Annotated in this window: 13 protein-coding genes; all 13 read left to right on the forward strand. The window is 57.8% G+C overall.

What is annotated here, in order from left to right; genetic code table 11:
* Positions 1-10: 10 nt before the first annotated feature.
* Complete coding sequence (locus QVO43_RS05800; protein WP_288174611.1) at positions 11-142, forward strand: DUF1294 domain-containing protein; 132 nt, start codon at positions 11-13, stop codon at positions 140-142.
* Positions 143-225: 83 nt separating this feature from the next.
* Positions 226-660 (forward strand): CtsR family transcriptional regulator, encoded by a 435-nt coding sequence (locus QVO43_RS05805; RefSeq protein ID WP_022487610.1) that lies wholly within the window; start codon positions 226-228, stop codon positions 658-660.
* A complete protein-coding gene (gene radA, locus QVO43_RS05810) occupies positions 661-2,034 on the forward strand; it encodes a DNA repair protein RadA (protein ID WP_022487611.1) in 1,374 nt (457 codons plus the stop codon). It begins immediately after the preceding gene.
* Positions 2,035-2,174: 140 nt separating this feature from the next.
* A complete protein-coding gene (gene alaS / locus QVO43_RS05815) occupies positions 2,175-4,802 on the forward strand; it encodes an alanine--tRNA ligase (RefSeq protein WP_022487612.1) in 2,628 nt (875 codons plus the stop codon).
* A gap of 46 nt (positions 4,803-4,848) precedes the next feature.
* Complete coding sequence (locus QVO43_RS05820; protein WP_022487613.1) at positions 4,849-5,379, forward strand: TetR-like C-terminal domain-containing protein; 531 nt, start codon at positions 4,849-4,851, stop codon at positions 5,377-5,379.
* A 56-nt stretch (positions 5,380-5,435) separates the two neighbouring features.
* A complete protein-coding gene (locus tag QVO43_RS05825; RefSeq protein WP_022487614.1) occupies positions 5,436-5,696 on the forward strand; it encodes an IreB family regulatory phosphoprotein in 261 nt (86 codons plus the stop codon).
* Positions 5,696-6,115, forward strand: coding sequence for a Holliday junction resolvase RuvX (gene ruvX / locus QVO43_RS05830; RefSeq protein ID WP_022487615.1), 420 nt, complete (start codon positions 5,696-5,698; stop codon positions 6,113-6,115). Before QVO43_RS05825 ends, ruvX begins: the two co-directional genes overlap by 1 nt.
* A gap of 2 nt (positions 6,116-6,117) precedes the next feature.
* Complete coding sequence (locus tag QVO43_RS05835) at positions 6,118-6,432, forward strand: DUF1292 domain-containing protein (RefSeq protein WP_022487616.1); 315 nt, start codon at positions 6,118-6,120, stop codon at positions 6,430-6,432.
* 15 nt (positions 6,433-6,447) lie between these two features.
* Positions 6,448-7,476, forward strand: a complete 1,029-nt coding sequence (gene mltG / locus QVO43_RS05840) for an endolytic transglycosylase MltG (protein WP_022487617.1) — start codon at positions 6,448-6,450, stop codon at positions 7,474-7,476.
* Positions 7,473-8,693 (forward strand): peptidase U32 family protein, encoded by a 1,221-nt coding sequence (locus tag QVO43_RS05845; RefSeq protein WP_022487618.1) that lies wholly within the window; start codon positions 7,473-7,475, stop codon positions 8,691-8,693. Before mltG ends, QVO43_RS05845 begins: the two co-directional genes overlap by 4 nt.
* A 113-nt stretch (positions 8,694-8,806) precedes the next feature.
* Positions 8,807-9,856 (forward strand): M24 family metallopeptidase, encoded by a 1,050-nt coding sequence (locus QVO43_RS05850; RefSeq protein ID WP_022487619.1) that lies wholly within the window; start codon positions 8,807-8,809, stop codon positions 9,854-9,856.
* 39 nt (positions 9,857-9,895) lie between these two features.
* Positions 9,896-10,453, forward strand: coding sequence for an elongation factor P (gene efp, locus QVO43_RS05855; RefSeq protein ID WP_022487620.1), 558 nt, complete (start codon positions 9,896-9,898; stop codon positions 10,451-10,453).
* A gap of 93 nt (positions 10,454-10,546) precedes the next feature.
* Positions 10,547-10,799, forward strand: a 253-nt coding sequence (locus tag QVO43_RS05860) for a histidine phosphatase family protein (RefSeq protein ID WP_288174609.1), incomplete at its 3' end; no start/stop codon positions are given.

Consider the following 10,799-nt stretch of genomic DNA (forward strand, 5'->3'; position numbering starts at 1 on the left):
GCTGGCGGCCTTGGGGGGCAGTGTGGGGGCTCTTTTGGCCATGTTCCTGTTCCGGCACAAGACGAAGCATCTGAAATTCACCATCGGGGTGCCGGTGATCCTGGGACTGCAGGTTTTTGTGGGGGCCAGGGTGTTGGGGTAAAACAATTCCCTCTTGCCAAACGTCAAATTGTCAAATATAATAGAGCATGGGAGAACCTGTCTGTCCCGTAGGAGGTAATCATCATGCGCAATATTGCAGATGCCATAGAGCAATTCATCATCAGCGAACTGTTCGCCAACGAACAGGACCGGGTGGATGTGAAACGGAGCCAGCTGGCGGAAAAACTGTCCTGTGCTCCCAGCCAGATCACCTACACCCTGACTACCCGCTTCACCCCGGAACGGGGATATGAAGTGGAATCCAAACGGGGGAACGGGGGCTTTATCCGGATCATCCGGCTGCCCCGGGAACCCCATGTCCAACCCCAGCTTCCTGCGGGGAAGGACGTGAAATCCTCCGGCCAGCTGGTCCAGCTGCTGGCGGCCCACAAACTGATCACCGGCCGGGAGGCCCGGCTGCTGGATTATTTCCTCCATGTGCTGGGGGACCATGTAAGCGAAGAAAACAAGGAACAGATCGTGCGGAACGCATACCAGCTGCTCCAGGAGGAGGAGTAAGTGGCCAAAACACAAACCCATTATGTCTGTCAGAACTGCGGGTATTCCACTCCCAAATGGCTGGGCAAATGCCCGGAATGCGGCCAGTGGGATACCCTGGTGGAAGAAACGGCGGCTCCGGCTCCCAGCCGGCAGCGGCCGTCTTATCTTGCCATTACGGAAGCCCCCACCCCCAAGACCCTGAAACAGGTGGAAAAGGTGAAGGTCCAGCGGATGACCACCGGCATCCATGAGTTCGACCGGGTGCTGGGGGGCGGCATCGTCCCCGGGTCCCTGATCCTGCTGGGCGGGGCCCCCGGCATCGGCAAAAGCACCATCACCCTGGACGTTTCCATGAAGGCGGCGGCCCGGGGTGCCCGGGTGCTCTATGTATCCGGGGAAGAGAGCGAAGCCCAGACGGCCATGCGGGCAGAGCGGCTGGGACAGGCAACGGATGCTCTGCAGATCATGACGGCCACGGAACTGGGCACCATCCTGGTCCAGGCCAGACAGGTGAAGCCCCGTCTCCTGGTCATCGACTCCATCCAGACCATGTACAACCAGGAACTGGAAAGCGCCGCCGGCAGTGTGGGCCAGGTGCGGGAATGCACCGCCAAGCTGCTGACCTTTGCCAAGGAAACAGGAATCGCGGTGATCATCATCGGCCACGTGACCAAGGAAGGGAACATTGCAGGCCCCCGGCTGCTGGAACACATGGTGGACGTGGTGCTCCAGTTCGAAGGGGACCGGTCCTACACCTACCGGGTGCTCCGGGCTCTGAAGAACCGGTTCGGCTCCACCAGTGAATGCGGGATCTTTTCCATGGAAGAGGAAGGGCTCCGGGAAGTGGCCAACCCTTCCGGACTGTTCCTGGAAGCCAAGGAAGAACCGGTATCCGGGTCGGTGATCACCGCCGCCATGGAAGGGAACCGGCCCATTTTGACGGAAATCCAGGCCCTGGTGTCCCACACCCCCTTCGGGCTGCCCCGGAGGACGGTGGTGGGGGTGGACTTCAACCGGGTGAACATGCTGCTGGCGGTGCTGGAAAAGCGCTGCGGCATGAACTTCGGGGATCAGGATGCCTATGTGTGCGCCGTAGGGGGCATGAAGGTGAAGGAACCAGCGGCGGACCTGGCCATTCTGGGAGCCCTGGTTTCCAGTTACCGGAACCGGCCGGTGCCCATGGGGGTGCTGGCGGTAGGGGAAGTGGGCCTTACCGGGGAACTGCGCCGGGTGGGCCTGGCGGACCGGCGGATCAAAGAAGCGGCCCAGCTGGGGTTCCACCGGTTCATCGTCCCCAAAGGAAGTTTCCCACCAGGAAAAGAACCCAAAGGAGTCACCATCATCCAGGCCAGGACTGTGGAAGAGGCCATAGCAGGGATGTACAGGGAATAGGGGCTGCTGATCAGCAGCCCCTTATTTATTTGACAGCCTTCTTCTCTTTTTATATAATTTATAGGATACGAAAGAGAAATTAATTTTCTGGCTGATGGGATTTTTTCCTTTTTGCTGGAGGGAATTTGGGAGAGTTGGTAATGAAATATTTAACTGGTAATGAGATTCGGCAGAAGTATCTTGATTTCTTTAAGGAACGGGGCCATCTGGTACTGCCCAGTGCGTCCCTGATTCCTCATGATGACCCTACGCTGCTTCTGATTGGCGCAGGCATGGCTCCGTTCAAGCCGTATTTTACCGGCAAGGTGAAACCGCCTGCCACCCGGATCACCACCTGCCAGAAATGTGTCCGGACCGGGGATATTGAAAACGTGGGCCGTACGGCCCGGCACCATACTTACTTCGAAATGCTGGGGAACTTCTCCTTTGGGGACTACTTCAAGAAAGAAGTGATCCCCTGGGCCTGGGAATTCCTCACCAAGGTGCTGGAACTGCCGGCGGACAAACTGTGGATCACTGTGTACCCCAAGGACCAGGAAGCCTATGACCTGTGGCACGATGTGTGCGGGGTGCCGGCGGAACGGATCGTGAAGCTGGAAGACAACTGGTGGGAAATCGCCAGCGGCGGTCCCTGCGGCCCGGATTCCGAAATCCATATCGACCTGGGGGAAGAACGGGGCTGCGGCAGTCCTGACTGCGGGCCCGGCTGCGACTGCGGCCGGTTCCTGGAACTGTGGAACCTGGTGTTCACCCAGTACAACAAGGAAGCGGACGGCAGCTACACTCCTCTCCAGCACAAGAACATCGATACGGGCCTGGGCCTGGAACGGGTGGCTTCCGTGCTCCAGGAAAAACCCAGCAACTTTGAAACGGACCTGATTTTCCCCATTATCGAATACGCCTGCAAAGTGTCCGGCAAAACCTACAATGCGGACCCCAAGGATGATATTTCCCTGAAGGTCATCGCCGACCATGCCCGTTCCGTCACCTTCATGATCGGGGACGGGATCCTGCCCTCCAACGAAGGCCGGGGCTACATCCTGCGCCGGGTACTCCGCCGGGCCATCCGTCACGGCCGTCTCCTGGGCATCCGGAAGGAATTCCTGGTGGGGGCTGCGGACCTGGTCATCGACATGTACGGGGACCATTACACGGACCTGCGGGAAAAGAAAAGCTACATTGAAAAAGTCATCGCCATGGAAGAAAACTCCTTCCTCCAGACCCTGGAACAGGGCACGGATCTCCTGAACCAGAAGATCGATGCCATGCGGAAAGCCGGCAGCACCGTGCTGAACGGGGAAGACGCCTTCCAGCTGTATGACACCTTCGGTTTCCCCTGGGAACTGACGGAAGAAATCCTGGAAGAACAGGGCTTCACCATGGACAAGGAAGGCTTTGAAAAAGCCATGGAAGCCCAGCGGGAAAGAGCCCGTGCCGCTCGGAATGACAAAGAGGGCAAACCGGTGCTCTATGAAACCCGTCATCTGAAACTGGGGAACCTGACGGTGGACGAAGCCAGCAAAAACGGCAAAGTGGCCGCCATCTTCCCGGCTCACGATACCCAGCCTATCCAGAACGCCAAAAGCGGGGATGAACTGGCAGTGATCCTCACCAACACCGCCTTCCATGCAGAAGGGGGCGGCCAGCTGGGAGACACCGGCCGGCTGGTGTCCGACAAGGGCATTTTCAACGTTACTGACACCAAAAAGCTGCCCGATGGGTACACCATCCAGCTGGGTACCCTGGAACAGGGAACCCTGGCAGTAGGGGACGAAGTAGAATTCGAAGTGAACCTGAAACGCCGGGGGGACATTGCCCGGAACCATACGGCCACCCATCTGCTCCATGCAGCCCTGAAACAGGTGCTGGGCAGCCACGTGAACCAGGCCGGCAGCTATGTGGGGCCGGACCGTCTCCGGTTCGACTTCTCCCATTTCTCTCCGCTGACGGAAGAAGAACTGGCCCAGGTGGAAGACATTGTCAACGAAAAGATCCTGGATGCAGTGGATGTGGAAATCTCCCAGCAGGATCTGGAAAAAGCCAAGGAAATGGGCGCCATGGCCCTGTTTGGCGAAAAATACGGCAAAATCGTCCGGGTGGTGAATGTGCCCGGTTACAGCATGGAACTGTGCGGCGGTGTCCATGTGTCCAACACCAGCCATATCGGCCTGTTCAAGATCCTGTCTGAATCCAGCGTTGGCGCCGGGGTGCGGCGGATCGAAGCGGTGACCGGCCGGGGCGCCCTGGCTTACACCCGGGAACTGGAAGATCTGATCGGGGAAGCTTCCGCTGCGGTGAAGGGCCGTCCCAACAACCTGGTGACCCGGATCAATGCCCTCCAGGAAGACCTGCGGGCGGAAAAACACCGGGCTGATGAAATGGAAAAGAAACTGGTGGCTGCCCAGGCTGCCAGCGTAACGGCAGATGCCAAAGAGGTGAAGGGTGTGCCTTTCCTGGCTCAGGAAGTGAAGGTACAGGATGTGGATGCCCTGCGGAAAATGGGGGACACCCTCCGGGACAAGACCGGCGGGGTGGTGGTGCTGGCTGCACCCATGAGCGCCGAAAAGGTGAACATCCTGGTGATGGCTTCCAAGGAAGCAGTCCAGAAAGGCATCCATGCCGGGAAGATCGCCAAGGGAGTTGCCCAGGCCATGGGCGGCAACGGCGGCGGCCGGCCGGATATGGCCCAGGCCGGGGGCAAGGATGCCTCCAAGGTCCAGGCAGGCCTGGCCAAGGCGCTGGAACTGGTGGAAGGCCAGCTGAACTGAGAAAACCAACCAACAGGAAAGATTGGGTTGACAAGAAGGTGTGGAAATGGATCCAAAGGAAAAACTGGGAAAAGCCCTGTACCATCTGCTGGAGAAGAAACACCTCCACGACATCACAGTGGACGAAATCGTCCGGGATGCGGGGCTGACCAAGGAAGATTTTGAACGCTGCTGCAAGAACAAGAAGGATCTGGCCCACTGGGTGTATCTCCATATCCTGGCCCGTCACGGCCGGGATATCCTGAAAAGCCACTGCTGGTCCGAGGCTCTGTACAAAAAGTTCCTGCTGTACAAGGCCAACCTGAAGTTCCTGCAGAACCTGTACACCAGCTGTGATGTGGAAGACATCCGCCAGACCAACCGGCGGTTCGTCCGGGATGCCTATCACCTGATGCTGAAAAAAGCGGGAGCGGATCTGACGAACCCCCACATCCAGTTCGCCACGGAAATGGTGATCTACGGTGGGGAAGAAATGACCATGCGGTGGATCCTGGAAGGGATGGAAGTCCCCATCGAGGTGATGCTGGTCCTGTTCCAGGAATCCATTCCCCTGATCATCAGTCAGTATTTTTATTGAATAAAGCGGGGGGTGTTGCCGTGCAACAGCCCCTTCTTTACAAAGGAGGGAGAAACATGTCTCGTACTACACAGGAAACCACCATGTTCAAACCGGTTCCGGAAACCAAAAGTGTGGCGGAAACCATCCGGGAGGTGGCAGAGGCCCTGAAGGAAAAAGGGTACAACCCCATCGACCAGCTGGCCGGATATCTCCTGAGCGGGGATCCGGCCTATGTGACCAGCTACAAGGACGCCCGGCTGAAGATCCGCCATTTTGAACGGTACGAACTGATCGAAGCCCTGCTCCAGGCCTACCTGGAGGAATCAGAACGCTGATGAGGATCATGGGCTTGGATCTGGGCACCCGGACCATCGGGGTGGCCGTCAGCGACGAAACCGGCTTCATCGCCCGGGGGGTGGAGACCATCCGCCGGAAGGGGCTGGAAAACGACCTGAACCGTCTCACGGAACTGGTGGAGGCGGAAGAAGTGGGGCAGTTCGTACTGGGCTACCCCAAGAACATGAACGGGTCCATTGGCGACAGAGCCAGGGCCAGTGAAGAATTCAAAACCATCCTGGAGGAACGCTTCCCGTCCATCCCGGTTGTCCTTTGGGATGAGCGGCTCTCTACGGTAGCAGCGGAAAAAGTCCTGATCGAGGCGGATCTCCAGAGGAAGAAACGGAAGAAAATCATCGACATGATGGCCGCTGTGGTCATCCTGCAGAATTACCTGGACAGCCCGAGGAGGAAATAACAATGGCCAAGAACGACGACGAAAAGCTGCTGGCAACGGAAGACCAGGAAGCGGTGGTGGTGATCACCGACGAAAAAGGCAACGAATCCTATTATCTGGAAGAAATGGTGATCCCCATGGATGGGAAGAACTTCGCCCTTCTGACCCAGATCCCGGAAGAGGACGACACGGACCCTGAGGAAGAGGACAATGTGATCATCGCCCGGGTGGATTTTGATGACAAGGGGGACCCGGTGTACCTGGATCCCACCGATGAAGAATTCGAAGCAGTCCGGAAAGCCTATGAGGAAATCATGGACGAAATGGATGCCCAGTAACCAGGAAGGCCCATTATGCGGAAAAAATTCTTGCCCATCGGGATCGCCCTGGTGCTGGCCCTTCTGTTCGGAGGCTACTGGTACCTGGACTACTTCAACACCAACACCAGCCTGGCTACCGGTCAGAAGGTCCGGTTCACCGTTACGGAAGGCATGACCACCTCTGACATCGCCACCCTGCTCCACGACAAAAAGCTGATCCAGACTCCGGAATCCTTCCGGCTGGCAGCCCGGGTGAAAGGTCTGGAAAACCATCTCCAGGCCGGCACCTACGAAATCACCGCCGGCATGAGCGACGGGGAGATCATCAACATCCTGTCCAAAGGGAAGGTCCATTCCAACAGCTTTGCGTTGCCGGAAGGGGCCACCATCAATGAAATCGCCCTGAAGCTGGAACGGGAACACCTGACCACCGCACAGGCCTTCAAGGATGCCTGCCGGAACTATACTCCCTACACCTACATGGAAAGCCGCAATCCGGATGTGGTGTACAAGGCGGAAGGGTTCATCTGCCCGGCCACCTACAACATCCCGGAAAACGCCACCGCCAAGGACATGGTGGCCATGATGGTCCAGGAGTTCAACAAAAAGCTGACCCCGGACCTGCGCAGGGACATCCAGAAAAGCTATCTGCCCCTCCGGGACATTGTGACCCTGGCTTCCATGGTGGAACGGGAAGCCACCCACAAGGAGGAAATGCCTCTTATTGCCGGGGTGTTTGAAAAACGCCTTCAGATGGGGATGCCCATCCAGTCCGACACCACCATCCAGTACATCCTGGGAGCCCAGAAGAAGGAAGTCACCTACGACGACCTGGAGCTGGAATCTCCCTACAACACCTACCTGAACAAGGGCCTGCCTCCGGGACCGGTGGGGAACCCCAGCATGGACGCCATCCGTGCAGTGATCCATCCGGTGATGACCGATTATCTGTACTTTGTGGCGGATAAGGAAGGCTACCATCACTTTACCAAAACCTACGAAGAACATGTGGCCATGATCCAGAAACTGAACCCTGGAGAAGTCATAGGAGAAGCACAGTGAACAAACCTGAACTGCTGGCTCCCGCCGGGAGCCTGGAAAAGGGCCGGATGGCCCTGTTGTACGGAGCTGACGCCATTTATCTGGGAGGCCGGGCCTTCGGGCTCCGGGCCTTTGCCGCCAATTTCTCCCTGGAAGAGATCCGGGAGATCACGGCCTTTGCCCACAGCCTGGGGAAAAAGGTCTATGTGACCGTGAACATTTTCCCTCACAACAGCGACCTGCCGCCCCTGCCGGACTATCTCCGGGATCTGGAGGCCGCAGGGGTGGATGCCCTGCTGGTGTCCGACCTGGGAGTGTGGATGACAGCCCGGAAAGTGGTACCCGGTCTGGGGCTCCATGTAAGCACCCAGGCCAACGTGACCAACTGGGCCACCGCCAAAGCCTGGGAAGACCTGGGAGCGGAACGGGTGGTGCTGGCCCGGGAACTGTCCTTCCAGGAAATCCGGGAGATACGGAAAAAAATCACCGCGGACCTGGAAGTGTTCGTCCACGGGGCCATGTGCATTTCCTATTCCGGCCGGTGCCTGCTGAGCAACTACTTCACCGGACGGGACAGCAACCGGGGGGCCTGTGCCCAGGTGTGCCGGTGGGAATTCGGCCTGACGGAAAAGAACCGGCCCGGGGAAGTGTTCCCCATGGCAGAGGATGAACGGGGCACTTATATTATGAATTCCAAGGATCTGTGCCTCATTGATTATCTGCCCCAGCTGATGGAGGCTGGGGTCACCAGCCTGAAGATCGAAGGCCGGATGAAAAGCGTCCATTATGTGGCCACCGTGGTCAGCGCCTACCGGAAAGCCATCGATCTGTGCTGGGAGGATCCGGAACACTTCACCGTGCCGGAAAGCCTCCGGCAGGAACTGGAAAAAGTTTCCCACCGGCCCTATACCACCGGGTTCGCCCTTGGGAAGACCGGACCGGAAGACCAGGTGTACACCACCAGTTCCTATGAACAGAGCGCAGATTTCGTGGCTCTGGTGAAGGATTTTGACCCGGCCGGGGGACGGGTGACCCTGGAACAGCGGAACCATGTGAAGGCAGGGGAAGTGCTGGAAGTACTGACTCCCGGGGGAGAAATCTTCCCCTGGACCCTGGAGGACATGAAGGACGGAGAGGGGAACCCTCTTACCGCCGCTCCCCATGCCCAGATGGTGTTCACCGCCAAAGGGGACGGACGGATGGCTCCCTTCTCCCTGGTCCGCCGCCTGAAAAAATAAAACAAAACAATTTGTAACAAAGTATATAGAAACCCTTGCTTTTTTTCGGGGTTTAAGAGTACAATAGATTAGTCGAACTGATTTTGTTGGACGAAGCACAAGGAGACGATAGGATGAAGGCACTGGAAAGACTCCGGAGTTTTCTGGAACAGGAAAAAGTGGATGGGATCTTCATCAAGGGAGATTCTTCCATCCGGTATTTCACCGGCTTCACCGGCGGGGACAGCCTGCTGTATGTGGATGCCCATCGGGCGGTGATCATCACCGATTCCCGGTATACTCTCCAGGTGCGCCAGCAGGCTCCGGACTGCGAACTGGTGGAACATCTCCACGGGTTCTGGCCGGAAGCGGCCAAACTGCCCCAGTCGGACAACCTGTCCCTGGACGGGGATTATTTCTCCTATACGGAACAGCGGGCCCTGGCAGCGGCCCTGCCCCATGCCACCTGGAAGAATGTGAACCTGGTGGGCCTGCGGGCGGTGAAGACCCCAGAAGAGCTGGCCCTGATCCGGAAGGCAGTGGCCATTTCCGACGAAGCCTTCCTCCAGCTGCTGCCCCATATCCGGGCTGGCCGGACGGAAAGCGATCTGGCGGCGGAACTGGAATACAACATGCGGAAGCTGGGGTCCACCAAGCCTTCCTTCGAAACCATCTGTGCCTCCGGCAAACGGAGCGCCCTGCCTCACGGGGTGGCTTCTGACAAGGTGGTGGACGCAGGCGATTTCATCACGTTCGACTTCGGGGCCACCTATGGGGGCTACTGCTCCGACATCACCCGGACGGTGGTGTTGGGGAAGGCTGCTCCCTGGCAGAAGGAAATCTATGATATCGTACTCCGGGCCAATCTGCTGGGAGAAAAGACCCTGAAGGCCGGGCTTACCGGCATCCAGGTGGACGGAGCCGTCCGGGACTTCATCACCGGCAAAGGCTACGGACCCAACTTCGGCCATGGCCTGGGCCACGGCGTGGGCCTGGACATCCACGAAAAACCGGTGCTGAACCGGGCCAATGACCAGCCTCTGCCGGCTGGTGCGGTGGTGACCATCGAACCGGGCATCTATCTCCCTGATAAGGGCGGTGTCCGGATCGAGGATACGGTACTGGTCACGGAAACGGGCTGCGAACGGCTCACTTCCGTGCCCAAGGAACTGAAGGAACTCTGATTTACCCATATAAACTATATTTTTTTGGAGGTTGTTTTCATGATTTCTACGAACGATTTTAAAACTGGCGTAACGGTTGAAATTGACGGCGATGCTTGGCAGGTCGTTGAATTCCAGCATGTAAAACCGGGTAAAGGCGCTGCTTTCGTACGGGCCAAAATGCGCAACCTGTGCACCGGCGCTGTGGTGGAACGGACTTTCAACGCGGCTGAACGTCTGGAAAACGCCATTGTGGAAAGAAAGGGCATGCAGTACCTGTACGAAGCCGATGGCACCTATGTGTTCATGGACAACGAAACCTATGATCAGCTGGAACTGAACAAGGATCAGCTGGGCAAGGCCGTGAACTTCCTGAAGGAAAACATGGACGTAAAGGTCATCACCTTCAAGGATCGGATCCTGGGTGTGGAACTGCCCAACACGGTGGAACTGACTGTAGTGGAAACCGAACCGGGGATCAAAGGGGATACCGCTACCGGCGGCAGCAAGAACGCCAAAATGGATACCGGTTATGTGGTCAAAGTGCCTCTGTTCATCAACGAAGGGGACGTTCTGCAAATCGATACCCGTACCGGGGATTATATTGCCAGAGCATAACAGGGAGAAAATGGGGGCTGTCGCAGGACAGCCCCATTTTGTATTCCGGCGGTTTTTGAAACCCGGCCGGACGGTGGAATAAAGGAAAGAAACATGAAGACAATCTATCTGGTGCGCCATGGGGAAACCCTGGCCAACCGGCAGGGGATCCTCCAGGGCTGGTCCAACAACCCCCTGGACGACACCGGCCGGAAACAGGCATCCGCCCTGGTGACCCGGGCTGCCCGGGTGCCTTTGGATGCCCTCTATACTTCGGACCTGATCCGGACCCGGGAAACGGCTGCCCCTCTGGCGGCGGCCCGCGGCATGGAAGCAAAGGCCCTTCTCGGGCTCCGGGAGATTTCCT

The sequence above is a fragment of the Acidaminococcus sp. CAG:542 genome (genome assembly GCF_000437815.1).
Lineage (GTDB): Bacteria > Bacillota > Negativicutes > Acidaminococcales > Acidaminococcaceae > Acidaminococcus.

Bases quoted from the DNA above. Each gene is read 5' to 3' on its own strand.
- QVO43_RS05805 (WP_022487610.1), top strand. From the start codon at position 226: ATGCGCAATATTGCAGATGCCATAGAGCAATTCATCATCAGCGAACTG.
- alaS (WP_022487612.1), top strand. From the start codon at position 2,175: ATGAAATATTTAACTGGTAATGAGATTCGGCAGAAGTATCTTGATTTC.
- QVO43_RS05820 (WP_022487613.1), top strand. From the start codon at position 4,849: ATGGATCCAAAGGAAAAACTGGGAAAAGCCCTGTACCATCTGCTGGAG.
- QVO43_RS05825 (WP_022487614.1), top strand. From the start codon at position 5,436: ATGTCTCGTACTACACAGGAAACCACCATGTTCAAACCGGTTCCGGAA.
- ruvX (WP_022487615.1), top strand. From the start codon at position 5,696: ATGAGGATCATGGGCTTGGATCTGGGCACCCGGACCATCGGGGTGGCC.
- QVO43_RS05835 (WP_022487616.1), top strand. From the start codon at position 6,118: ATGGCCAAGAACGACGACGAAAAGCTGCTGGCAACGGAAGACCAGGAA.
- mltG (WP_022487617.1), top strand. From the start codon at position 6,448: ATGCGGAAAAAATTCTTGCCCATCGGGATCGCCCTGGTGCTGGCCCTT.
- QVO43_RS05850 (WP_022487619.1), top strand. From the start codon at position 8,807: ATGAAGGCACTGGAAAGACTCCGGAGTTTTCTGGAACAGGAAAAAGTG.
- efp (WP_022487620.1), top strand. From the start codon at position 9,896: ATGATTTCTACGAACGATTTTAAAACTGGCGTAACGGTTGAAATTGAC.